Here is a 24,559-nt window from a genome sequence, read left to right as displayed (position 1 = left end):
CTCAGCCCTAAAACGACAAAACCCCCGCCTGCGTTAGCAGACGGGGGCTTCGGAATTTGATCTTGACGATGACCTACTCTCACATGGGGAAACCCCACACTACCATCGGCGATGCATCGTTTCACTGCTGAGTTCGGGATGGGATCAGGTGGTTCCAATGCTCTATGGTCGTCAAGAAATTCTGTGTACCGGACCGTTGCTTTCACATCGTGCCGATGAAATTCATGAGCTTCTACATAAAACAAAACCCCAACTGCTTTCGCAATTGGGGTTTCGGAATTTAATCTTGACGATGACCTACTCTCACATGGGGAAACCCCACACTACCATCGGCGATGCATCGTTTCACTACTGAGTTCGGGATGGGATCAGGTGGTTCCAATGCTCTATGGTCGTCAAGAAATTCGGGTACTGAGTCGTGGCCAGCTGGCCTCGCTTCAGCAAATTGGGTATGTAATAGAAGTCGGTGTTTGCAAGAATCGAACTTTCGGTTCGTTTCGTCTTCACACACCGCAATCTGGCCTTTCGACGCAAATTGCTTGGGTGTTATATGGTCAAGCCTCACGGGCAATTAGTATTGGTTAGCTCAACGCCTCACAGCGCTTACACACCCAACCTATCAACGTCGTAGTCTTCGACGGCCCTTCAGGGAACTCAAGGTTCCAGTGAGATCTCATCTTGAGGCTAGTTTCCCGCTTAGATGCTTTCAGCGGTTATCTATTCCGAACATAGCTACCCGGCAATGCCACTGGCGTGACAACCGGAACACCAGAGGTTCGTCCACTCCGGTCCTCTCGTACTAGGAGCAGCCCCTCTCAAATCTCAAACGTCCACGGCAGATAGGGACCGAACTGTCTCACGACGTTCTAAACCCAGCTCGCGTACCACTTTAAATGGCGAACAGCCATACCCTTGGGACCGGCTTCAGCCCCAGGATGTGATGAGCCGACATCGAGGTGCCAAACACCGCCGTCGATATGAACTCTTGGGCGGTATCAGCCTGTTATCCCCGGAGTACCTTTTATCCGTTGAGCGATGGCCCTTCCATACAGAACCACCGGATCACTAAGACCTACTTTCGTACCTGCTCGACGTGTCTGTCTCGCAGTCAAGCGCGCTTTTGCCTTTATACTCTACGACCGATTTCCGACCGGTCTGAGCGCACCTTCGTACTCCTCCGTTACTCTTTAGGAGGAGACCGCCCCAGTCAAACTACCCACCATACACTGTCCTCGATCCGGATAACGGACCTGAGTTAGAACCTCAAAGTTGCCAGGGTGGTATTTCAAGGTTGGCTCCACGCAGACTGGCGTCCACGCTTCAAAGCCTCCCACCTATCCTACACAAGCAAATTCAAAGTCCAGTGCAAAGCTATAGTAAAGGTTCACGGGGTCTTTCCGTCTAGCCGCGGATACACTGCATCTTCACAGCGATTTCAATTTCACTGAGTCTCGGGTGGAGACAGCGCCGCCATCGTTACGCCATTCGTGCAGGTCGGAACTTACCCGACAAGGAATTTCGCTACCTTAGGACCGTTATAGTTACGGCCGCCGTTTACCGGGGCTTCGATCAAGAGCTTCGCGTTAGCTAACCCCATCAATTAACCTTCCGGCACCGGGCAGGCGTCACACCCTATACGTCCACTTTCGTGTTTGCAGAGTGCTGTGTTTTTAATAAACAGTCGCAGCGGCCTGGTATCTTCGACCGGCATGAGCTTACGGAGCAAGTCCTTCACCCTCACCGGCGCACCTTCTCCCGAAGTTACGGTGCCATTTTGCCTAGTTCCTTCACCCGAGTTCTCTCAAGCGCCTTGGTATTCTCTACCCAACCACCTGTGTCGGTTTGGGGTACGGTTCCTGGTTACCTGAAGCTTAGAAGCTTTTCTTGGAAGCATGGCATCAACCACTTCGTCACCCAAAGGGTAACTCGTCATCAGCTCTCGGCCTTAGAATCCCGGATTTACCTAAGATTCCAGCCTACCACCTTAAACTTGGACAACCAACGCCAAGCTGGCCTAGCCTTCTCCGTCCCTCCATCGCAATAACCAGAAGTACAGGAATATTAACCTGTTTTCCATCGACTACGCTTTTCAGCCTCGCCTTAGGGACCGACTAACCCTGCGTCGATTAACGTTGCGCAGGAAACCTTGGTCTTTCGGCGTGGGTGTTTTTCACACCCATTGTCGTTACTCATGTCAGCATTCGCACTTCTGATACCTCCAGCAAGCTTCTCAACTCACCTTCACAGGCTTACAGAACGCTCCTCTACCGCATCACCCGAGGGTGATACCCGTAGCTTCGGTGTATGGTTTGAGCCCCGTTACATCTTCCGCGCAGGCCGACTCGACTAGTGAGCTATTACGCTTTCTTTAAAGGGTGGCTGCTTCTAAGCCAACCTCCTAGCTGTCTAAGCCTTCCCACATCGTTTCCCACTTAACCATAACTTTGGGACCTTAGCTGACGGTCTGGGTTGTTTCCCTTTTCACGACGGACGTTAGCACCCGCCGTGTGTCTCCCATGCTCGGCACTTGTAGGTATTCGGAGTTTGCATCGGTTTGGTAAGTCGGGATGACCCCCTAGCCGAAACAGTGCTCTACCCCCTACAGTGATACATGAGGCGCTACCTAAATAGCTTTCGAGGAGAACCAGCTATCTCCGAGCTTGATTAGCCTTTCACTCCGATCCACAGGTCATCCGCTAACTTTTCAACGGTAGTCGGTTCGGTCCTCCAGTTAGTGTTACCCAACCTTCAACCTGCCCATGGATAGATCGCCCGGTTTCGGGTCTATTCCCAGCGACTAGACGCCCTATTAAGACTCGCTTTCGCTACGCCTCCCCTATTCGGTTAAGCTCGCCACTGAAAATAAGTCGCTGACCCATTATACAAAAGGTACGCAGTCACCCAACAAAGTGGGCTCCCACTGCTTGTACGCATACGGTTTCAGGATCTATTTCACTCCCCTCTCCGGGGTTCTTTTCGCCTTTCCCTCACGGTACTAGTTCACTATCGGTCAGTCAGTAGTATTTAGCCTTGGAGGATGGTCCCCCCATATTCAGACAAAGTTTCTCGTGCTCCGTCCTACTCGATTTCATGACTAAGAGATTTTCGCGTACAGGGCTATCACCCACTATGGCCGCACTTTCCAGAGCGTTCCGCTAATCTCAAAGCCACTTAAGGGCTAGTCCCCGTTCGCTCGCCACTACTAAGGGAATCTCGGTTGATTTCTTTTCCTCAGGGTACTTAGATGTTTCAGTTCCCCTGGTTCGCCTCTTACGCCTATGTATTCAGCGTAAGATAACCATCTTATGATGGCTGGGTTCCCCCATTCAGACATCTCCGGATCAAAGTCTGTTTGCCGACTCCCCGAAGCTTTTCGCAGGCTACCACGTCTTTCATCGCCTCTGACTGCCAAGGCATCCACCGTATGCGCTTCTTCACTTGACCATATAACCCCAAGCAATCTGGTTATACTGTGAAGACGACATTCGCCGAAAATTCGAATTTCTCAACTAAGAGAACTCACAAATTTTACCTTAGCCTGATCCGTTACCAGTGAAAGTAACGTTCAGTCTATCTTTCTATCACATACCCAAATTTTTAAAGAACGATCTAATCAAAGACTAGAAATCAATATTCACACCGGAATATTCATTTCTAAACTCTAACAGCAGAAGCAGTTAATGGTGGAGCCAAGCGGGATCGAACCGCTGACCTCCTGCGTGCAAGGCAGGCGCTCTCCCAGCTGAGCTATGGCCCCATAACAAAATTGGTGGGTCTGGGCAGATTCGAACTGCCGACCTCACCCTTATCAGGGGTGCGCTCTAACCAACTGAGCTACAGACCCAATTTCGAGCGCAACTGATTAGCTAAGAGCTATCAGCTTGGAGCTTAAAGCTGCTTCTATCGTCTTCTTCAATGAATCAAGCAATTCGTGTGGGAACTTATGGAGCAGCTGATGTCGTCGATTAAGGAGGTGATCCAGCCGCAGGTTCCCCTACGGCTACCTTGTTACGACTTCACCCCAGTCATGAATCACACCGTGGTAACCGTCCTCCCGAAGGTTAGACTAGCTACTTCTGGTGCAACCCACTCCCATGGTGTGACGGGCGGTGTGTACAAGGCCCGGGAACGTATTCACCGCGACATTCTGATTCGCGATTACTAGCGATTCCGACTTCACGCAGTCGAGTTGCAGACTGCGATCCGGACTACGATCGGTTTTGTGGGATTAGCTCCACCTCGCGGCTTGGCAACCCTCTGTACCGACCATTGTAGCACGTGTGTAGCCCAGGCCGTAAGGGCCATGATGACTTGACGTCATCCCCACCTTCCTCCGGTTTGTCACCGGCAGTCTCCTTAGAGTGCCCACCATAACGTGCTGGTAACTAAGGACAAGGGTTGCGCTCGTTACGGGACTTAACCCAACATCTCACGACACGAGCTGACGACAGCCATGCAGCACCTGTCTCAATGTTCCCGAAGGCACCAATCTATCTCTAGAAAGTTCATTGGATGTCAAGGCCTGGTAAGGTTCTTCGCGTTGCTTCGAATTAAACCACATGCTCCACCGCTTGTGCGGGCCCCCGTCAATTCATTTGAGTTTTAACCTTGCGGCCGTACTCCCCAGGCGGTCAACTTAATGCGTTAGCTGCGCCACTAAGAGCTCAAGGCTCCCAACGGCTAGTTGACATCGTTTACGGCGTGGACTACCAGGGTATCTAATCCTGTTTGCTCCCCACGCTTTCGCACCTCAGTGTCAGTATCAGTCCAGGTGGTCGCCTTCGCCACTGGTGTTCCTTCCTATATCTACGCATTTCACCGCTACACAGGAAATTCCACCACCCTCTACCATACTCTAGTCAGTCAGTTTTGAATGCAGTTCCCAGGTTGAGCCCGGGGATTTCACATCCAACTTAACTAACCACCTACGCGCGCTTTACGCCCAGTAATTCCGATTAACGCTTGCACCCTCTGTATTACCGCGGCTGCTGGCACAGAGTTAGCCGGTGCTTATTCTGTCGGTAACGTCAAAACAGCAAAGTATTAATTTACTGCCCTTCCTCCCAACTTAAAGTGCTTTACAATCCGAAGACCTTCTTCACACACGCGGCATGGCTGGATCAGGCTTTCGCCCATTGTCCAATATTCCCCACTGCTGCCTCCCGTAGGAGTCTGGACCGTGTCTCAGTTCCAGTGTGACTGATCATCCTCTCAGACCAGTTACGGATCGTCGCCTTGGTGAGCCATTACCCCACCAACTAGCTAATCCGACCTAGGCTCATCTGATAGCGCAAGGCCCGAAGGTCCCCTGCTTTCTCCCGTAGGACGTATGCGGTATTAGCGTCCGTTTCCGAACGTTATCCCCCACTACCAGGCAGATTCCTAGGCATTACTCACCCGTCCGCCGCTCTCAAGAGAAGCAAGCTTCTCTCTACCGCTCGACTTGCATGTGTTAGGCCTGCCGCCAGCGTTCAATCTGAGCCATGATCAAACTCTTCAGTTCAAACATCTTTGGGTTTTTAAGAAACCCTAAACTTGGCTCAGCAATCGTTGGTTACATCTTTGATTTCTCGCGGAGTAACTTGTGATGCTGATAATCTTGTTGACTATCAGTCTGACTCCACAAGCACCCACACGAATTGCTTGATTCAGTTGTTAAAGAGCGATTGGTTAAGATCTTTCGTCTCAACCGAGGCGCGCATTCTACAGCAGCCTCATTTGCTGTCAAGTGGTTATTTTCAGAAGCTTTCGAGGTTTTCCTCAACAACTTCAACCACTTGCGCTTCCGATCTCTCGTCAGCGGGAGGCGAATTCTACAGCGTTACACGCTGCTGTCAACACCTCTTTTTCAACTTCCTTTTGGCTTCGATGAACTGAAGCAACCTGCTGTCGAATCTCGCATAACTCATTGTTTACCAAGGAGTTTTCCGTTTCGACTGCGCCGGAAGTGGGGCGAATTATAGACTCCCAGGATTTGCCGTCAACCCTTGATTTTGCTTTTCTATCAATTAGTTACGATCGATTAAAAAACAACCAGCTGCGCTCATATAGAAATCCCTTCTATATAGAAGAACCCCCTCAGATAACCCCCGCCTCCTTCAAGGCAGCCACATGAGCTGCCCCCAGCCCCAGCACCTCACTGAGTACCTTAGCCGTATGCTCACCCAGCAGAGGCGGCGCACTGCGATACTCCACAGGCGTCTTGGACAGCCGCATAGGACTCCCCACCTGCGGCACCTTGCCCGCAAGCGGATGCGGCAACTCTATAGCCAGCCCGCGCGCCCGCACCTGAGGATCGGCAAACACCTGCGCCAGATCATTGATCGGCCCACACGGCACACCCACCTGCTCCAACTGGGTCACCCACTCGGCCGTGGTCTTGAACACCGTTGCTTGGCGAATCAATGGAATGAGCGCCGCCCGATTGGCCACCCGCAGCTTATTAGTAGCAAACCGCGGATCATCGGCCCACTGCGGTTGCCCCGCGACCTGGGCAAACTTGCGAAATTGGCCGTCATTGCCCACGGTCAGGATGAAATCGCCATCGGCGGTGGGAAAATCCTGATACGGAACGATATTCGGATGCGCGTTACCCAGCCGCTTGGGCGACACACCTGTCGTCAGATAATTCATGGCCTGATTGGCCAGACAGGCAACCTGGACATCCAGCAGCGCCATATCGATATGCTGGCCACCACCATCATGATCGCGGTGCGCCATAGCCGCCAGAATCGCCACGGTAGAGTACAGCCCAGTCAAAATGTCGGTCAGCGCCACGCCGACCTTGACCGGACCTTCCCCCTCATCACCCTCAGGGCGCCCCGTCAGGCTCATCAACCCACCCAACCCCTGGATCATGAAGTCATAGCCAGCTCGCGCCGCATACGGCCCCGTCTGACCAAACCCGGTGATAGAGCAGTAAATCAGCTCCGGATTGAGCTCCTTGAGCGACTCGTAGTCCAGGCCATACGCCGCCAACCCGCCCACCTTGAAATTCTCGATCAAGATATCCGACTTTGCCGCCAGGTCCCGGACCAGCTTTTGCCCCTCTGGCCGGGTGAAGTCGATAGTCACCGACTCCTTATTACGATTGGCCGATAAGTAGTAGGACGCTTCACTGGTGTTCTCACCGTAAGCATCCTTTAGGAAGGGCGGCCCCCAGGCGCGCGTATCGTCACCACTACCAGGCCGCTCGACCTTGATCACCTCAGCGCCGAGATCAGCAAGAATCTGCCCGGCCCAAGGCCCCGCCAGCACCCGTGACAAATCCAGTACCCGCAGATGCGATAGCGCGCCCATGGTTAACCTCCTATTAATAGAACGCCTGGATACCGGTCTGGGCGCGCCCAAGGATGAGCGCATGGACGTCATGCGTGCCTTCGTAGGTATTCACCACTTCCAGGTTGACCAGGTGCCGGGCAATCCCGAACTCATCGGAGATGCCATTGCCACCGAGCATGTCGCGAGCCATACGGGCAATATCCAGGGATTTGCCGCAGGAGTTGCGCTTCATGATCGAAGTGATCTCCACCGCCGCGGTTCCTTCATCTTTCATCCGCCCCAGACGCAGGCAACCTTGCAAGGCGAGGGTGATCTCGGTCTGCATATCAGCGAGCTTTTTCTGGATCAACTGCGTGGCGGCCAGTGGGCGCCCGAACTGCTGGCGATCAAGGGTGTACTGGCGCGCCGTGTGCCAGCAGAACTCCGCAGCCCCCAAGGCGCCCCAGGAGATGCCGTAGCGTGCCGAGTTCAGGCAGGTAAAAGGACCTTTCAAGCCGCGCACATCGGGGAAGATGTTTTCTTCAGGAACAAACACGTTGTCCATGACGATTTCACCGGTGATCGAAGCGCGCAAACCGACCTTGCCATGAATCGCCGGCGCACTCAGACCTTTCCAGCCCTTCTCCAGGACAAAACCACGGATGTCGCCGGCGTCGTCCTTGCCCCAGACCACAAACACATCGGCAATCGGGCTATTGGTGATCCACATTTTGCTGCCGGTCAGGCTGTAGCCGCCATCCACCTTGCGCGCCCGGGTAATCATCGCACCCGGATCCGAACCGTGGTTTGGCTCGGTCAGGCCGAAGCAACCAATCCATTCACCCGAGGCCAGCTTGGGCAAGTACTTCTGTTTTTGTGCTTCAGTGCCGAACTCATTGATAGGCACCATCACCAGGGACGACTGCACGCTCATCATCGAGCGATAGCCAGAATCGACGCGCTCCACTTCACGGGCAATCAAGCCGTAGCTGACATAATTCAAGCCGCTGCCGCCGTACTGCTCGGGAATCATCGCGCCCAGCAGGCCGGTCTCACCCATTTCACGGAAAATTGCAGGATCGGTCTTTTCATGACGGAAGGCTTCAAGCACACGCGGCGCCAACTTGTCCTGGGCGAATTGCTCGGCACTGTCGCGCACCATGCGCTCTTCTTCGGTGAGCTGCTGATCCAGCAACAGTGGATCGATCCAGTTGAAGCTTGCCTTACCGCCCATGAGTGATTCCTCGCGAAGTAAATCAAAAGTCGTGCATGGAGCCTAGGCCGGGCAGGCGAGGAGGGCAAACGAGGTTTTTGCATAGCCTTGTGCTAATTTCTCACTCCGTAGCGATCAAGAACGGCAAAACTGCCTTTTATTAGTGAGGGTACGGTACATGCGCAGGAAGATCCCCAGCACCACGGCCTTGGTTAGTTTTGAAGCGGCGGCCCGCCACGAGAGCTTTACCAAGGCCGCACAGGAACTTTCCATTACCCAGGGCGCGATCTGCCGACAGATCGCCGGCCTTGAGGAGTTTTTGAGTGTCGAACTGTTTCGGCGCTCGCGACGCGGAGTAAAGCTCACGGAAGCCGGGCTTTCCTACAGCCGGCGAGTGGCAACGCAACTCGACGCGGTGGAACGCGACACCCTGTCAGTGATGGGCCAGCAAGGTGCCAATGTGATCGAACTGGCGGTGGTGCCCACGTTCGGTACCCAGTGGCTGATCCCACGACTCAAGGACTTCCAGCAGCAGCACCCCGAAGTCACGGTAAACCTGACCAACCGGACCCGCCCGTTCCTGTTCGCTGACACTGAGTTCGACGCCGCAATATATTTTGGCGATGCCGACTGGTCCGGCACCGAGTCCCACAGGTTAATGGGTGAAAACCCACTGCCCGTCTGTAGTCCACGACTGCTTGGGCAGCGCTCGCATTTCAGCGCCGAAGAAATCGCGGAACTGCCGCTACTGCAGCAAACCACACGGCCCTACGCCTGGCGCCAGTGGTTCAACGCACAACAATTGAACATCCCTCGGGACATGACAGGCCCACGTTACGAGCTATTCTCCATGCTGTCCCAGGCGGCCATGCATGACATGGGCATTGCCTTGATCCCACCGTTTCTTATTCAGCGGGAATTGGGCGAGAAACAGTTGGTGATCGCCAACCAACAGGCCCTGACCAGCAGCAAGGCCTATTACCTGATGATTCCAGAGAGAAAGGTCGAATCCGCGTCACTGCACGCCTTTCGAGACTGGCTGGTTGATCAGGCACAGCGTTACAGCCGGCAATTCTAGGCGCTCGCAGATTACTGACTCTGTAGTCAACAAAACAAAAGCCCTACAGATATAACTATATGTCGCTTTTACACAGACTGTACCGATCCACAGAAAAATGGCCTGAAAGCCAATAGCTATAAGCTCTACAGCGCTTATTCACCGCCCATGACCGACCATTCATGTCGACAATTGCAAAAATCGCCTTTTCCCTCCATAAGCCTTTAAATACCTGTATTTCAAGAGGTTATTCCAGCGGATTGCGACAATCAGTCACAGGGTGACTTGTAGTTAATTTTTCGTCACCCGTCATAATCCCTTGAAGGCCGTAAAGTTCGCCTGCAAAATGCCGCGCCCTGCTGTCATTTCAGCGGGGTCGTGCTGATCGGCCGCCCCAGTTGCGCCACTCGCGGCGCACTGGCCTTTTTACAAAAATCAAAAGCAAAAAGATCATGCAGGAGATTTGACGTGCACATTGGTGTTCCTCTCGAAACCCAGACCGGTGAAACGCGGGTTGCTGCAACCCCGGAAACCATCAAGAAGCTGATCGGCCAGGGCCATAAGGTCACTGTACAAAGCGGTGCAGGTGTCAAAGCCAGTGTCGTCGACAGTGCCTATGAAACGGCAGGCGCAACCATTGGCAGTGCCAGCGAGGCGTTTGGCGCCGAGCTGATTCTCAAGGTGGTCGCCCCCAGCGACAGCGAGCTGACGCTGATTAAAAGCGGCACCGTGCTGGTGGGCATGCTCAATCCGTTCAGCAACGAAACCATCACCCGGCTGGCCGAACATGGCATCACTGCCTTCGCCCTGGAGGCCGCCCCGCGTACCTCCCGTGCGCAGAGCCTGGATGTGCTGTCCTCCCAGGCCAACATTGCCGGCTACAAGGCGGTGCTGTTGGCGGCCCATCACTACCCGCGCTTCATGCCCATGCTGATGACCGCCGCCGGCACGGTGAAAGCCGCCCGCGTGCTGATCCTCGGCGCCGGCGTCGCCGGCCTGCAAGCCATCGCTACGGCGAAGCGTCTGGGTGCAGTCATCGAAGCGTCCGACGTACGCCCGGCCGTGAAGGAACAGATTGAGTCCCTCGGCGCCAAGTTCGTCGACGTGCCTTACGAGACCGACGAAGAGCGCGAATGCGCCGTTGGCGTCGGCGGTTACGCACGCCCCATGCCCACCAGCTGGATGCAGCGCCAGGCCCTGGCCGTGCATGAGCGCGCCAAGCAAGCCGATATCGTCATCACCACCGCCCTGATCCCGGGTCGTAAGGCCCCCACTTTGCTGAGCGCCGAAACCGTCGCCCAGATGAAGCCAGGCTCCGTGGTGATCGACCTGGCCGCGGCCCAGGGAGGCAACTGCCCGCTGACCGTCGCCGACCAGGTGGTCGTGCAACACGGCGTGACCATTTGCGGTCCGACCAACCTTGCCGGTGCCGTCGCTGCCGATGCCTCGGCCCTGTATGCGCGCAACCTGCTGGACTTCCTGAAGCTGGTCTTCACCAAGGAAGGGCAGTTTGAAATCAACCTCGAAGACGACATCGTCGCCGCGTGCCTGATGTGCCGCGACGGCCAAGTCATCCGCAAAAACGCCTAAGCAGGGATTCAGACGATGGAAGAGCTTATCTCCCCCGGTATCTACAACCTGATCATCTTCGTGCTGGCGATTTATGTCGGTTATCACGTGGTCTGGAACGTCACCCCCGCACTGCACACGCCATTGATGGCGGTGACCAACGCAATCTCGGCGATTGTGATCGTTGGCGCCATGCTTGCGGCTGCACTCACCGTCACGCCGCTGGGCAAGACCATGGGCACCCTGGCCGTGGCCCTGGCTGCCGTTAACGTGTTCGGCGGTTTCCTGGTTACCCGTAGGATGCTTGAGATGTTCAAGAAGAAAGCGCCCAAGGCTAAAGAAGAGGTGCAGAAGTAATGAGCATGAACCTCGTGACGACGCTCTACCTGATCGCGTCGATCTGTTTCATCCAGGCCCTCAAAGGCCTGTCGCACCCAACCACATCCCGACGCGGCAACCTGTTCGGCATGCTCGGCATGGCCCTGGCGGTACTCACCACCGTTGGCCTCATCTATAAGCTCGGTGCAGAGCTCGCCACTGCGGGCATCGGCTACGTGATTGTCGGCCTGCTGATCGGCGGCACCGCCGGCTCGATCATGGCCAAGCGCGTAGAAATGACCAAGATGCCGGAGCTGGTCGCCTTCATGCACAGCATGATCGGTCTGGCCGCGGTGTTCATTGCCATTGCCGCAGTGGTCGAGCCGCAATCGCTGGGCATCGTCAAGCAACTGGGCGATGCGATTCCTACGGGCAACCGCCTGGAACTGTTCCTCGGCGCAGCCATTGGTGCCATTACCTTCTCCGGCTCGGTGATTGCCTTCGGCAAGCTGTCGGGCAAGTACAAGTTCCGCCTGTTCCAGGGCGCACCGGTACAGTTCGGCGGCCAGCACAAGCTCAACCTGGTGCTGGGCCTGGCCACTCTAGGCCTGGGCCTGGTGTTCATGTTCACCGGCAACCTCACTGCCTTCGCCGTGATGCTGGCCCTGGCCTTTGTGCTGGGCGTGCTGATCATCATCCCGATTGGCGGCGCCGACATGCCGGTGGTCGTCTCGATGCTCAACAGCTATTCCGGCTGGGCTGCAGCGGGGATCGGCTTCTCGCTGAACAACTCGATGCTGATCATCGCCGGCTCCCTGGTGGGCTCAAGCGGCGCGATCCTCTCGTACATCATGTGCAAGGCGATGAACCGCTCCTTCTTTAACGTACTGCTCGGCGGCTTCGGCAACGCGCCGGATGCGGCAGGGCCAGCGGGCTCGAAAGAAGCGCGCCCGGTGAAGTCCGGTTCGGCCGACGACGCCACCTTCCTGCTGACCAACGCCGACACCGTGATCATCGTGCCGGGCTATGGCCTGGCAGTAGCGCGGGCGCAACACGCCCTTAAAGAGCTGACCGAGAAGCTGACCCATCGCGGTGTCACCGTGAAGTACGCGATCCATCCAGTCGCCGGCCGCATGCCTGGCCACATGAACGTGCTGCTGGCCGAGGCCGAAGTGCCTTATGACCAGGTGTTCGAGATGGAAGACATCAACTCCGAGTTCGGCCAGGCCGACGTGGTGCTGGTGCTCGGCGCCAACGACGTGGTCAACCCGGCCGCCAAGAACGATCCGAAATCGCCGATCGCCGGCATGCCGATTCTCGAGGCCTTCAAGGCCAAGACGATCATCGTCAACAAGCGCTCGATGGCCAGCGGTTATGCAGGCCTGGATAACGAATTGTTCTACCTGGACAAAACCATGATGGTCTTCGGCGATGCCAAGAAGGTCATCGAAGACATGGTCAAGGCCGTCGAATAAACACTGCTCCAGCGCAATACCCAAAACCCCGGCCTCCCGTAGGCTGGGGTTTTTTATTAACGGGAAAAACCCGACCAAAGGCTCTAAATCGCCACCTGGCATTCGACCATGGTAGCGGGACGAAAGCCTTTGAAATCACTAGACTGCCCACCTTGCCTCCGTTGCCCGAGATAACAATCCATGTACCGTGATCGTATCCGCTTGCCTTCGCTGTTGAACAAGGTCATGAGCGCCGCCGATGCTGCCGCCCTGATCGAGGACGGCATGACCGTCGGCATGAGCGGCTTTACCCGCGCCGGTGAAGCCAAGGCTGTGCCCCACGCCCTGGCTGAGCGTGCCAAGACCTCGCCCCTGAAAATCACCCTGATGACCGGCGCCAGCCTGGGCAACGACCTGGATAAGCAACTGACCGAAGCAGGCGTGCTGTCGCGTCGCATGCCATTCCAGGTCGATAGCACCCTGCGCAAGGCCATCAACGCCGGCGAAGTGATGTTTATCGACCAGCATCTGTCGGAAACCGTCGAACAACTGCGCAACAACCAGCTCAAGCTGCCGGACATCGCGGTCATCGAAGCCGTGGCCATCACCGAGCAAGGCCATATCGTGCCTACGACCTCCGTGGGCAACTCGGCCAGCTTCGCGATTTTTGCCAAGCAGGTGATCATCGAGATCAATCTGGCGCACAACCCGAATCTGGAAGGCCTGCACGACATCTATATCCCGACCTACCGCCCGACCCGCACCCCGATCCCGCTGGTCAAGGTAGATGATCGTATCGGCAGCACTGCGATCCCGATCCCGCCAGAGAAGATCGTCGCCATCGTCATCACCAACCAGGCTGATTCCGCCTCCACGGTGACGCCGCCTGACAGTGACACCCAGTGGATCGCCAATCACCTGATCAACTTCCTCAAGCAGGAAGTGGATGCCGGGCGCATGACCAACAAGCTCGGCCCGCTGCAGGCTGGGATTGGCAACATTGCCAACGCGGTGATGTGCGGCCTGATCGAGTCACCGTTCGAAGACCTGACCATGTACTCCGAAGTGCTGCAGGATTCGACCTTCGACCTGATCGACGCCGGCAAGCTGAGCTTTGCCTCCGGCAGTTCGATCACCTTGTCGCAGCGGCGCAATGCCGACGTGTTCGGCAACCTGGAGCGTTACAAGGACAAGCTGGTGCTTCGCCCACAGGAAATTTCCAATCACCCGGAAGTGGTGCGCCGCCTGGGCATCATTGGTATCAACACTGCGCTGGAATTCGACATCTACGGCAACGTCAACTCCACCCACGTCTGCGGCACGCGGATGATGAACGGCATCGGCGGCTCGGGGGATTTCGCCCGTAACGCGCACCTGGCGATCTTTGTCACCAAGTCCATTGCCAAGGGCGGGGCGATTTCCAGCGTGGTGCCGATGGTCAGCCATGTCGACCATACCGAGCATGACGTCGACATCCTTGTGACCGAGATCGGCCTGGCCGACCTGCGCGGCCTGGCGCCACGGGAGCGGGCACGGGTAATCATCGATAATTGCGTACACCCTGACTACCGCGACGCCCTCAACAACTACTACACCGCCGCCTGCGCCATCGGCGGGCACACCCCGCATATTCTGCGCGAAGCCCTGAGCTGGCACATCAACCTGGAAGAAACCGGGCATATGCTCAAAGGTTGATCAGCACAGACCCGGGCGGATGCAAACACAGTTGTATTCGCCCGGATCTGCTTGCGACTCATATGGAAAAAACTGTACTGCTGTACCGGTCATTTCCTACCGTAAAACCCTACAAATCCTTCCAATAACACCCAAAACGCACCAAATCAGTGCCGACAGGTACAGTTGCCCCATTTCTGTACAGTACAGCCCCTATAAACAGTTAACTGGCCCCTCACAATACAGGTGAACTGTATCTAGAGAGTCTTGCGCCGGAGGAGGATCATTGGCATCAGTTAAACCACTACCTAATCCCGCCACAAGCGGAAGGATGTCATCATGGAACGTACACTCAGTTCCGAACTGTTCTTCGAAGATAAAGCTGTCAACACCCAGGCTTCCCTGCCTCTGCGCGTTATCGCCAACCTGATGTTGTGGCAGCGCCGCATCTCCAGCCGCCACCAGTTGGCTCGTCTGGACTCGCGTCTGCTGGCCGATGCCGGGATCAGCGAAGCTCAACGCTACGAAGAGCTGAGCAAGCCGTTCTGGCGCTGATTTAGCGCCCGCTGGCCCTGACCTACCGGGTCCACCGCCAGCACCCCGAATTGTTGTAGCAGAACCCGCCCCGGGTAACCGGAGGCGGGTTTTGTTATTTTGGGCGGTCGGAAAAGGCTGCTTGACGGCCTTTTCCAGCACGCCAACAAGTACAGTTTAAAAAACACAAACACAGACCAGTACAATTTTGGATCGGTTTAATTTGTAGCGGTCAATCACCCTTTTCAGGCAGCGACTTCCCACTGCGTACTACCCGAACAGATAGGCGCCAGCTACTATCGCGTCATCAGTTCGTCTCATCCACAGGAGCCACCCATGTCCCGTCTTCGTTTGCTAAGCGCTGCAGCCCTGCTTGCCGTTGCTGCCAATGCCAGCGCCACCAGCCTGATCGTGACCACCGACTCGATCGTGGGCGCGCTCAAAGCCACTTCCGACGCCACCTCCGATGCCACCTCGTCCCTTCGCGACAATAAAGTCGTGCGTGCAGCACGCGACGATGCCGCCAGCTTCGTTGCCAGCCAAGGCGCGATCCGTGGCGTGAAGCTGGAAAGCGCCCTGGCGCAGATCCGCCAGCAAGCCCCCCAACTCAACACCGCCACCGACGCGCAACTGGCCCAGGCGATCCTGGCCATCTGACCTTGACTCACTGTAGGAGCGAGCTTGCTCGCGAAGATCGCGAACGATAACGCGGGGCTCACTGCTCAAACACTGCGCTCTCAGGTTCTTCGCGAGCAAGCTCGCTTCTACAGTAGTCGGCCTGCTCGCTGGCTCTCGCCCGGGCATTGCGCTAGCCTTGGCGCTCGTTTTCAGTTGTCGAGTCCCATGGCTTTTTCATACCGTTTGTTGATTGCTCCCACAGTATTTGCCATCTGCGGCGCCCCTCCGGCCCAGGCCTTTGATCTGTCCACCCAAGGCGTCGTTGCCAGTGCTTATGCCACCAGCAAAGTGACCTCGGCGCCGTTCGATCGTAAATTGATACTGGCAGCCCAGGATGACGCTGCTGTGTTTATTGCCACTGACGGCCAATGGCGGGGCGCCCGGCTGGAGAGCGCGCTGGATTACCTGCGTCGCACCGAGCCAAAACTTAAGTCCAGTGACCTTGAACTGGCCCAGGCAATTCTCGTCCAATAATCATCTTTACCTTTTGGAGTCATTCCATGCGTCGCCCGTTGATCGCAGCTGCTCTCGGCCTGTTCCTGCTGGCAGATATCGCCCAGGCACAAACCCTCGTGGCCACCAGTAACATCATTGTTCGTGCTTTCGGCCGCACCATTGATTTCACCTCGGACACCACCACCTCCATCCGTGACTCCAAAGTCGTGCGCGCAGCCCACGATGACGCGGCCAGCTTTGTCGCCAGCAATGGCGATATCCGCGGCGCGCAACTGGAGGCCGCCTTCGACACCCTGCGAACCCGCGTGCCAGAAGCCCGCGACGCCAGCGACCAGGTCCTCGCCGAAGCCATCCTCGCATTGTGAGGCGCTTCACCGCCTGGCTATTGGCTGCGACGGTACTGCTGGCTGCCAGCGCCGCCCAGGCCAGCCTGCAACTGCGGCTCAAGACCGACGGCTTGAGCCCAGCCCAACAGCAGGCCAGCCAGGCATTGCTGGATGAAGCGATGCAGGCGCTGCCGCCGCGCTTCATCGAGCAACTGGACCGGCGCATCGACGTCGGCTGGACCGACGACATGCCCGCCAATGCCTATGGCCAGGCGTCGCTGGTCGCTGAACTGGACCTCAATCGCAAACTGCTGGCCAGCCTTACTGACGGCACCGCCGCCACCCAACAGACCCAGCGCCCCCACGGCACCGTGCGCAGAGAACTGCTCGCGACCGTTCTGCATGAACTGACCCATATCTATGATCGCGCGCGCCTGTGGCCCACGGACCAGCGCTCGTTGATCCGACGCTGCAGCCGCCAGAACAACATCACCGGCCTGGTTGGCCTGCCCGATCAATGCCGTGGCCAGAATGACCGGCGCTTCACGCTCAGCGACGATCCACGCTTGCTTGACCTGGCCGGCTGGCCGCAATACGTCGGCCGCCGTGGCGAGCGCGAGCAGCACAATCGGCAAGTGGCCCGCAGCCCGGACCTTTACGAAATCACCAACCCCAAGGAATTCGTCGCGGTCAACATGGAGTACTTCCTCCTTGACCCGAGCTACGCGTGCCGCCGTCCCGCGCTGTACCGTTACTACCAGCAACACTTCGGCTGGGCCCCGCCAGCCAAGGACGCTTGCGCCAACACCTTCGCCTTCCTCAATGCCGGTAACGATTTTGCCAAGACGCCCCTGGGCCAGGTCGACCCGGAGCGCGTTTACGCCATCGACTACCTGCTGGCCGAAGCCAACCAGAACCTGGTGAGCCGCTGGGGCCACAGCATGCTGCGCCTGGTGATCTGTGCGCCGGGCCGCCCACGTGGCCCGGATTGCCGCCTGGACCTGGACCAGCACCTGGTGTTGTCCTACCGCGCATTCGTCGGTGACGTACAACTGTCGAGTTGGGACGGCCTGGTAGGCAAGTACCCATCGCGCCTGTTCGTATTGCCCCTGGCCCAGGTGATCGACGAATACACCAAGACCGAACTGCGTGGCCTGGCTTCCGTGCCCCTGATTCTCACGCGCCAGGAGATCAACGACACCGTCGAACACGCCGCCGAAATGCACTGGAGCTACGACGGCAATTACTACTTCCTCTCCAACAACTGCGCCGTCGAAGGCCTGAAACTGCTGCGCAGCGGCAGCGCCAACCCGCAACTGACAGCCCTGGACAACATCACCCCCAATGGTTTGCTGGAAGTCCTCAAGGCCCGTGGGCTGGCCGACACCAGCGTGCTGGACGACCGCCGTGAGGCCTTGCGCCTGGGCTATCACTTCGACTCCTTCCGTGAGCGCTACCAGGCGATGTTCGAGGTGCTGAAGAAGCACCTGCCGATCCCGCAGACCCAGGTCGAAGACTGGCTGACCTTGAGCGCCGAGCAACGCAGGGTGTGGTTCGACAAGGCCGACCTGCGCACCAGCGCCGCATTGCTGCTGCTGGAACAGGCCAGCTTTCGCAAGCAACTGATGCTCGCCCAGGACGAGGTCAAGCAACGTTACCTCGGCGCCCGCGAACTGAAGAACGGCGGCATGGCCAAGGCCGATGCCACGCTGCAGCAGATCCTCGCCAACAGCGGCTTCCTCAGCCGCCCGGCGGAACTGCTCGGCAGCAGCGGTTATGGACTGCCCCAACCCAAGGAGTGGCAGCGCCTGGAATCAGAAAGCGCCTTGCGCCAGAAACAGCTGCAATCGTTGACCGGCGACCTGGATAAAGAGGTGAGGGCGCTGCTGGAACCTTCGCGCGCGGCGGAAATTGCCGCCTGCGAGGCCAATCTCAAGCAGGTTGGCGAACATCTGCGCGCGCTGCACAAGGCCGCTGGCGGGCTGCAACTGCCTTAAAACCGTAGGAGCGAGCGTGCTCGCGAAAAACCCGAACATACCGCGTTTACCCCGCAAACGCGCCTTAACGTTCACGACCTTCGTGAGCAAGCTCGCTCCTACAGTGAACCTCATCCACCTGAAACCTGTTTTTCCAGCGAAAGCTGGCTGAAAGCTTTCGCGATTAGGATCGCCCTCACTACCGGCAATAGACCGGTTGGCCAACCTGAGCGTTTTCATGCCCAGGGGCCCAATTAACAACAACAATGGTGATGCTGATGTCCGCTCGTACCCGCCTGTTTTTCCCGACTCCCCCCGTACGCCTCGCGCTTTTCGTTCTGCGCTGACCCCAACCCGGTTCGCCATTCCCTAGCCGCGCTACGCCTGGAGTATTCCTATGCTGACTTTCCTTGGCTTTGCCATGGTCATCACGTTCATGTTCCTGATCATGACCAAGCGCCTCTCGGCGCTGATCGCCCTGATCATCGTGCCTATCCTGTTCGCGCTGTTCGGTGGCTTTGCGCCGAAGATCGGCCCGATGATGCTCGAAGGCATCACCAAGCTGGCGCCTACCGGCGTGATGCTGATGTTTGCCATCCTCTACTTTGCCTTGATGATCGACTCCGGCCTGTTTGACCCGGCCGTGCGCAAGATCCTCAAGCTGGTCAAGGGCGACCCGCTGAAAGTCTCGGTCGGTACTGCCGTGCTGGCGCTGGTGGTGTCCCTGGACGGTGACGGCGCCACCACCTACATGATCTGCGTGGCCGCCATGCTGCCGCTGTACAAGCGCATCGGCATGAGCCCGCGAATCATGGCCGGCCTGATCATCCTCGCCGGTGGCGTGATGAACATGACCCCCTGGGGCGGCCCGACCGCTCGCGCCGCCAGTGCACTGCACGTGGACCCATCGGACATCTTCGTACCGATGATCCCCGCCATGGCCGCCGGCGTAGTGGCCATCCTGGTGATTGCCTATATGTACGGCCTGCGCGAACGTGCCCGACTCGGCGTACTGCACCTGCAAGGCGATGAAATCGATCACAGCGAAATCAGCGTCTCGCAGTTCCCGGATGCCCGTCGCCCGAAACTGATCTGGTTCAACGGCGCCCTGACCCTGGCCCTGATGTGCACCCTGATCGCCGGCCTGTTGCCGCTGCCGGTGCTGTTCATGGTGGCCTTCAGTATCGCGATGATCGTCAACTACCCGTGCCTGCAACAGCAGAAAGACCGCGTTGCTGCCCACTCGGGCAGCGTGCTGGCGGTGGTCGGCCTGATCTTCGCCGCAGGTATTTTCACCGGCATTCTGTCGGGCACCGGCATGGTCGACGCCATGTCCAAGAGCCTGCTGGCCGTCATCCCTGAAGCCCTTGGCCCGTACCTGGCGGTGATCACTGCGCTGGTGAGCATGCCGTTCACCTTCTTCATGTCCAACGATGCGTTCTACTACGGCGTATTGCCAGTACTGGCCGAAGCCGCCAGCCACTACGGCATCACCGCCGCAGAAATGGGCCGTGCCTCGATTGTTGGCCAGCCGGTCCACTTGCTCAGCCCGCTGGTGCCGTCGACTTACCTGCTGGTGGCCCTGGCCGGTATCGAATTTGGCGATCACCAGCGCTTCACCCTGAAGTGGGCAGTGCTGGTGTGCCTGTGCATAATGGTCGCCGCATTGCTGTTGGGCACATTCCCGCTGTTCAGCACTCTATAATCGTAACAACCCACTGCGCCGGCCCTCCTGCCGGCGCGGTCTAACACCTCGCGCAAAGGAACACATATGGAATGGCTGACCAATCCGGAGATCTGGATTGCCTTCTTCACCCTGACGGCTCTTGAGATCGTTCTGGGCATCGATAACATCATCATGATTTCGATCCTGGTCAGCCGTATGCCCAAGCATATGCAAGCGCGCACCCGGATCTTCGGCCTGGCCCTGGCCATGGTCACCCGGATCCTGCTGCTGCTGTCGATCACCTGGGTCATGCAACTGACCGCCGACCTGTTCGTGGTGTTCGGCCAGGGTATTTCCGGCCGCGACATGATCCTGTTCTTCGGCGGCCTGTTCCTGCTGTGGAAAAGCTCCCAGGAGATGTACCACGCCCTGGAAGGTGAAGACGAAACCCATGACGAGCCGAAAGGCAAGGGTGGCAAGTTCATCTACACCATCATCCAGATCGCCATCATCGATATCGTGTTCTCCCTGGACTCGGTGATTACCGCCGTGGGTATGGTTTCCCACGTACCGGTCATGGTCGCTGCGATCATCGTTGCGGTCCTGGTGATGATGCTGGCCGCAGGCACCATCAGCGAGTTCATCGACAAGCACCCGTCGCTGAAAATGCTCGCGCTGTCGTTCCTGCTGATCGTGGGTACCGTGCTGATCGCCGAATCCTTCGACGTGCATGTGCCAAAAGGCTACGTGTACTTCGCCATGGCGTTCTCCCTGGCGGTAGAAGCGGTCAACATCAAGATGCGGACCGCCATCGCGAAAAAGAAAAAGCAGCAGGATCCTGTGAAACTGCGCAAGGACATCCCGGGCCAATAACCCGCGGGCAACACCTGTAGGAGCGAGCGTGCTCGCGAAAAACGCCAACGGTAACGCGTGCTGCCTGATTGCACGCGCTGCCCTTGAGTTCTTCGCGAGCATGCTCGCTCCTACAGTCGTTTCAGGCGCCTGCAAAAAGCTGATTTCATGACAGTTTTGTTTCAAAGCCGACTTTAGCTATGCGATGCTGGCGCACAGGCCGTTCGCCAACTACAGCTTAAGTACACAACACAAAACGGCACGCGGCACTTTTTGCTCCACTTGGAGCACGACTCAATACAGGGGGCCGAGCATGCTGACCCTGCTCAATCTTCTTTCCGCCGTGACCTTGCTGATCTGGGGCACGCACATCGTCCGTACCGGGATCCTGCGGGTCTACGGCTCCAACCTGCGCCAGGTCATCGGGCAGAACATGGCCAGGCGCTGGCTGGCGTTCATTGCCGGGATCCTGGTCACCGCCATGGTGCAGAGCAGCAACGCCACGGCGATGCTGGTGACCTCGTTCGTCGGCCAGGGCCTGATGGGCCTGACGCCCGCCCTGGCGACCATGCTCGGCGCCGATGTCGGTACCGCGCTGATGGCACGGGTGCTGACCCTGGATCTGTCCTGGCTGTCGCCGCTGCTGATCTTTCTCGGGGTGATCTTCTTCCTGTCGCGCAAACAGACGCGCGCCGGGCAGATGGGCCGGGTCGGTATCGGCCTGGGCCTGATCATTCTCGCCCTGCAACTGATTGTCGAAGCCGCCGGGCCGATTACCCAGGCCCAGGGCGTCAAGGTGCTGTTCGCCTCGCTGACCGGTGACATCCTGCTCGACGCCCTGGTGGGCGCGCTGTTTGCGATGATTTCCTACTCCAGCCTGGCCGCCGTGCTGCTGACCGCAACCCTGGCCGGTGCCGGGGTGATTGGCCTGCATGTGGCCATCGGCCTGGTGATCGGGGCCAATATCGGCAGCGGCGTCCTGGCGTTCCTCAGCACCAGCATGCAAAACGCCGCCGGCCGCCAAGTGGCCCTGGGCAGCCTGCTGTACAAGCTGATCGGCCTGCTGCTGATCATTCCCGTCCTGGACCCGCTGGTGCTGTGGATGGACACCCTGGACTACAGCGCCCAAGGCATGGTCATTACCTTTCACCTGCTCTACAACGTCACCCGCTGCCTGATCCTGCTGCCCACCATCGGCCCGATGGCGCGCCTGTGTGCCTGGCTGCTGCCGGAGCGCCCGGAGGCCAATGGCCTGGCCAAGCCCCGTCATCTGGACCCGACGGCGCTGACCACCCCGAGCCTGGCGCTGGCCAACGCCGCACGGGAAACCCTGCGCCTGGGGGACCTGATCGACAACATGCTGACCGCCATGCTGGAAGTGCTGCGCGGCAAACAAACCGCCATCACCCAGGAAATGCGCAGCCTCAGTGATGACGTCGAGGCACTCTACAGCGCGATCAAGCTGTACCTGGCGCAAATGCCCCGCGAAGATCTCAGCGAACACGACAGCCGACGCTGGGCCGAAATCATCGAGCTGTCGATCAACCTGAAGCTGGCCGGCGACTTGATCGAACGTATGCTGCGCAAGGTCCAGCAGCAGAAAACCTCCCAGCGCCGCTCGTTTTCCGAAGTCGGGCTCGAAGAACTGGCCGGCCTGCATAGCCAGTTGATCTCCAACCTGCGCCTGGGCCTGTCGGTGTTCCTCAGCGCCGACCCGGAAAGCGCCCGCCAGTTGCTGCGCGAGAAGCGCCGCTTCCGCGCCCAGGAACGGCGCCTGGCCCACGCCCACGTCAGCCGCCTGCAACGCAAAATCGTGCAAAGCATCGAGACCAGTTCCCTGCACCTGGAGCTGATTGCCGACATGAAGCGCCTGAACTCGTTGTTTTGCAGCAGTGCCTATGTCGTGCTGGAAACCTCCGAGACCGGTGCGTTGGCGGTGGACAATATTGCCGACATCACCCATTCGCCCTGAACGAACCGCACACCCCGGGAGTCAGTTAAAAACACCACCTACCCAATGTAGGAGCCCGCTCCCACAAAAAGCCAGTTTCAACCGTCATTGCTCGCTAGGAACCCCGTTATGCGTCGCCTGCTACTCGCCTGCCTGCTCATAGGCTCGGCCCACGCCTCTGCCTTTGATCGCTTGCAGGTTGAAGGCTACATGTTGCCCAACGGCCTGCAATTGCTGCTCAAGCCGGGCACCGAGCGCGGGCACGTGGCGATCCGCCTGGTGGTAGGCGTAGGCCTGGATGACTTCAGTTGCGAAGACAAAGAACTGCCGCACCTGCTGGAACACCTGCTGTTCAGCGGCATCGATGGCGGCGGCGAAGGCGAGCTGGAAGAACAGATGCAGGCCCTGGGCGGGGAGTGGAACGCCTACACCAGCAATGCCGACACCACCTTCGTCATCGAGGCCCCGGCGCGCAACCAGCGCAAGGTGCTGGACCTGCTGAAGGCGATCCTGACCCGGACCGAGCTGAGCGATGCCGCAATCAACGCCGCCAAGCAGGTGGTGGAGCGCGAAGATGGGGGTCACTATTCACACCTGCAACGCCTGCTGGATCGCCAGGACCTGGGCCATAACGCCAGCAATCAACTGGCGGTGGAACTGGGCCTCAAATGCGCCGAGCGGGCCGAAGTCGAACACCTGACCCGCGCGCAACTGCAGAGCGTGCGCCAGGCCTGGTACGCCCCCAACAACATGACCCTGATCATCGTCGGCGACCTCGACAAACTGCTGCCGGCCTATCTGGAGCGCACCTACGGCCAACTCGAGCCGGTCGACCCCAGCGAACACCGGGCGTTGCCGCAAACCCTGGGCGCCGCAGCGACCCATCGTGACCTGATCCGTGGCTGGGTCGGCGATGGCGCCAAGCTGCACTGGTTGTTCCCCGAACCCACGCTGGACGAGCAGCACGATGCCACCTACGACCTGCTCAAGGACTACCTGGATTGGGCGTTGTATCGCCAGTTGCGCCTGCAGCATGGCCTGTCCTACGGCCCATGGAGCGAGCGCGAAGTGCTCGGCGGCGTGGGGTTCATGAGCCTCAACGCGGACCTTGACCGCGATAACCTGCCCGAGGCCGAACACGTTCTTGAAAGCCTCAAGGCCAGGCTGCTTGAGGACGGCCTCGACCCGGCGACCTTCAGCCGCCTGCAACAAGCCGCCATCGACCGCCAGGCCTGGGCCGTGCAGGGCAATAGCGCGCTGGCCGACTACTACTGGGGCGCCTTGGCCGACTACGCCGACGGGCGTCTTCGCGACCCGGCCAAGCGCCTCAAGGCCGTGAGCCTGGCGCAAACCAATCAGGCCATGCGCCAGCTGTTCAACCAGCAGGGCTACTGGCGTATCGAAAAACCGCTGCTCAGTTACGACGCCCTGGGCTGGATCGCCGCAGGCGTGCTGGGGCTGATTGCTATTGTGCTGATTGGGCTGCGCCGTTATCGCAAAGCAATTGTGCAATGACACGCCTATCCACAGGCTAAGACGTTATTCTGTCTGGGATTTTTTCCTACAAAGACTGCG

General features: G+C 58.2%; 16 protein-coding genes, 2 tRNA genes and 4 rRNA genes. 14 read left to right on the top strand and 8 right to left on the bottom strand.

The window, feature by feature from the left end; genetic code table 11:
- Positions 1–60: 60 nt before the first annotated feature.
- From rrf (GDV60_RS01465) to GDV60_RS01425, 8 genes are all read right to left on the bottom strand, one after another.
- Positions 61–176 (bottom strand): 5S ribosomal RNA (gene rrf / locus GDV60_RS01465).
- 108 nt (positions 177–284) lie between these two features.
- A 5S ribosomal RNA gene (rrf, locus tag GDV60_RS01460) occupies positions 285–400 on the bottom strand.
- A 150-nt stretch (positions 401–550) separates the two neighbouring features.
- Positions 551–3,444: ribosomal RNA gene (locus tag GDV60_RS01455) — 23S ribosomal RNA — on the bottom strand.
- Positions 3,445–3,681: 237 nt separating this feature from the next.
- Positions 3,682–3,757: transfer RNA gene (locus tag GDV60_RS01450), tRNA-Ala, on the bottom strand.
- Positions 3,758–3,767: 10 nt separating this feature from the next.
- A tRNA-Ile gene (locus tag GDV60_RS01445) sits at positions 3,768–3,844 on the bottom strand.
- 122 nt (positions 3,845–3,966) lie between these two features.
- Positions 3,967–5,503 (bottom strand): 16S ribosomal RNA (locus GDV60_RS01440).
- Together the 16S, 23S and 5S rRNA genes with 2 tRNA genes alongside form the textbook arrangement of a ribosomal RNA operon.
- A gap of 575 nt (positions 5,504–6,078) precedes the next feature.
- Positions 6,079–7,299, bottom strand: coding sequence for a CaiB/BaiF CoA-transferase family protein (locus GDV60_RS01430; RefSeq protein ID WP_133715168.1), 1,221 nt, complete (start codon positions 7,297–7,299; stop codon positions 6,079–6,081).
- A gap of 13 nt (positions 7,300–7,312) precedes the next feature.
- The gene (locus GDV60_RS01425) at positions 7,313–8,494 is read right to left on the bottom strand and encodes an acyl-CoA dehydrogenase (protein ID WP_029290432.1); all 1,182 of its coding nucleotides are present in this window, start codon (positions 8,492–8,494) and stop codon (positions 7,313–7,315) included.
- 157 nt (positions 8,495–8,651) lie between these two features.
- Between GDV60_RS01425 and GDV60_RS01420 the strand changes: the two genes are divergently transcribed.
- The 14 genes from GDV60_RS01420 to GDV60_RS01355 all read left to right on the top strand — a co-directional run bounded on the left by GDV60_RS01420 (position 8,652) and on the right by GDV60_RS01355 (position 24,499).
- The gene (locus GDV60_RS01420) at positions 8,652–9,551 is read left to right on the top strand and encodes a LysR family transcriptional regulator (protein ID WP_029290430.1); all 900 of its coding nucleotides are present in this window, start codon (positions 8,652–8,654) and stop codon (positions 9,549–9,551) included.
- Between the two features lie 447 nt (positions 9,552–9,998).
- A complete protein-coding gene (locus GDV60_RS01415) occupies positions 9,999–11,120 on the top strand; it encodes a Re/Si-specific NAD(P)(+) transhydrogenase subunit alpha (protein WP_029290427.1) in 1,122 nt (373 codons plus the stop codon).
- Positions 11,121–11,135: 15 nt separating this feature from the next.
- Complete coding sequence (locus tag GDV60_RS01410) at positions 11,136–11,456, top strand: NAD(P) transhydrogenase subunit alpha (protein ID WP_003233786.1); 321 nt, start codon at positions 11,136–11,138, stop codon at positions 11,454–11,456.
- Positions 11,456–12,892 (top strand): NAD(P)(+) transhydrogenase (Re/Si-specific) subunit beta, encoded by a 1,437-nt coding sequence (locus GDV60_RS01405; RefSeq protein ID WP_159906041.1) that lies wholly within the window; start codon positions 11,456–11,458, stop codon positions 12,890–12,892. Before GDV60_RS01410 ends, GDV60_RS01405 begins: the two co-directional genes overlap by 1 nt.
- A gap of 180 nt (positions 12,893–13,072) precedes the next feature.
- Positions 13,073–14,566, top strand: coding sequence for an acetyl-CoA hydrolase/transferase family protein (locus GDV60_RS01400; protein ID WP_092232542.1), 1,494 nt, complete (start codon positions 13,073–13,075; stop codon positions 14,564–14,566).
- A gap of 318 nt (positions 14,567–14,884) precedes the next feature.
- Entirely contained in the window at positions 14,885–15,100 is a 216-nt protein-coding gene (locus tag GDV60_RS01395; protein ID WP_007911656.1) for a DUF1127 domain-containing protein, read from the top strand.
- 315 nt (positions 15,101–15,415) lie between these two features.
- Positions 15,416–15,736, top strand: a complete 321-nt coding sequence (locus tag GDV60_RS01390; protein ID WP_029290413.1) for a DUF2388 domain-containing protein — start codon at positions 15,416–15,418, stop codon at positions 15,734–15,736.
- Between the two features lie 186 nt (positions 15,737–15,922).
- Positions 15,923–16,231 carry a DUF2388 domain-containing protein gene (locus GDV60_RS01385; RefSeq protein ID WP_092232537.1) on the top strand — a complete coding sequence of 103 codons (309 nt, stop codon included), beginning with the start codon at positions 15,923–15,925 and terminating at the stop codon, positions 16,229–16,231.
- A 26-nt stretch (positions 16,232–16,257) separates the two neighbouring features.
- Complete coding sequence (locus GDV60_RS01380) at positions 16,258–16,578, top strand: DUF2388 domain-containing protein (protein WP_029290409.1); 321 nt, start codon at positions 16,258–16,260, stop codon at positions 16,576–16,578.
- A complete protein-coding gene (locus tag GDV60_RS01375) occupies positions 16,575–18,536 on the top strand; it encodes a DUF4105 domain-containing protein (protein WP_092232534.1) in 1,962 nt (653 codons plus the stop codon). The genes GDV60_RS01380 and GDV60_RS01375 overlap by 4 nt, the downstream gene beginning before the upstream one ends.
- Before the next feature lie 376 nt (positions 18,537–18,912).
- The gene (locus GDV60_RS01370) at positions 18,913–20,220 is read left to right on the top strand and encodes a CitMHS family transporter (protein ID WP_070995498.1); all 1,308 of its coding nucleotides are present in this window, start codon (positions 18,913–18,915) and stop codon (positions 20,218–20,220) included.
- 66 nt (positions 20,221–20,286) lie between these two features.
- Positions 20,287–21,054: a TerC family protein gene (locus tag GDV60_RS01365; RefSeq protein WP_070995499.1), complete on the top strand. Its 768-nt coding sequence runs from the start codon at positions 20,287–20,289 to the stop codon at positions 21,052–21,054.
- A 292-nt stretch (positions 21,055–21,346) separates the two neighbouring features.
- On the top strand, positions 21,347–23,005 hold the full coding sequence (locus GDV60_RS01360; RefSeq protein WP_029290400.1) for a Na/Pi cotransporter family protein: 1,659 nt from the start codon (positions 21,347–21,349) through the stop codon (positions 23,003–23,005).
- Between the two features lie 108 nt (positions 23,006–23,113).
- The gene (locus tag GDV60_RS01355) at positions 23,114–24,499 is read left to right on the top strand and encodes a pitrilysin family protein (protein WP_159906040.1); all 1,386 of its coding nucleotides are present in this window, start codon (positions 23,114–23,116) and stop codon (positions 24,497–24,499) included.
- Positions 24,500–24,559: the final 60 nt, after the last annotated feature.

It is taken from the genome of Pseudomonas sp. DTU12.1 (assembly GCF_009873475.1).
Classification (GTDB): domain Bacteria; phylum Pseudomonadota; class Gammaproteobacteria; order Pseudomonadales; family Pseudomonadaceae; genus Aquipseudomonas; species Aquipseudomonas proteolytica.
Note: the sequence above shows the minus strand (reverse complement) of the source record. Positions and strands in the feature narration are given on the sequence as shown.

Coding starts and splice junctions, on each gene's coding strand:
- GDV60_RS01395 (WP_007911656.1), top strand. CDS start 14,885: ATGGAACGTACACTCAGTTCCGAACTGTTCTTCGAAGATAAAGCTGTC.
- GDV60_RS01370 (WP_070995498.1), top strand. CDS start 18,913: ATGCTGACTTTCCTTGGCTTTGCCATGGTCATCACGTTCATGTTCCTG.
- GDV60_RS01385 (WP_092232537.1), top strand. CDS start 15,923: ATGGCTTTTTCATACCGTTTGTTGATTGCTCCCACAGTATTTGCCATC.
- GDV60_RS01410 (WP_003233786.1), top strand. CDS start 11,136: ATGGAAGAGCTTATCTCCCCCGGTATCTACAACCTGATCATCTTCGTG.
- GDV60_RS01355 (WP_159906040.1), top strand. CDS start 23,114: ATGCGTCGCCTGCTACTCGCCTGCCTGCTCATAGGCTCGGCCCACGCC.
- GDV60_RS01360 (WP_029290400.1), top strand. CDS start 21,347: ATGCTGACCCTGCTCAATCTTCTTTCCGCCGTGACCTTGCTGATCTGG.
- GDV60_RS01420 (WP_029290430.1), top strand. CDS start 8,652: ATGCGCAGGAAGATCCCCAGCACCACGGCCTTGGTTAGTTTTGAAGCG.
- GDV60_RS01430 (WP_133715168.1), bottom strand. CDS start 7,299: ATGGGCGCGCTATCGCATCTGCGGGTACTGGATTTGTCACGGGTGCTG.
- GDV60_RS01380 (WP_029290409.1), top strand. CDS start 16,258: ATGCGTCGCCCGTTGATCGCAGCTGCTCTCGGCCTGTTCCTGCTGGCA.
- GDV60_RS01390 (WP_029290413.1), top strand. CDS start 15,416: ATGTCCCGTCTTCGTTTGCTAAGCGCTGCAGCCCTGCTTGCCGTTGCT.
- GDV60_RS01405 (WP_159906041.1), top strand. CDS start 11,456: ATGAGCATGAACCTCGTGACGACGCTCTACCTGATCGCGTCGATCTGT.
- GDV60_RS01425 (WP_029290432.1), bottom strand. CDS start 8,494: ATGGGCGGTAAGGCAAGCTTCAACTGGATCGATCCACTGTTGCTGGAT.
- GDV60_RS01400 (WP_092232542.1), top strand. CDS start 13,073: ATGTACCGTGATCGTATCCGCTTGCCTTCGCTGTTGAACAAGGTCATG.
- GDV60_RS01365 (WP_070995499.1), top strand. CDS start 20,287: ATGGAATGGCTGACCAATCCGGAGATCTGGATTGCCTTCTTCACCCTG.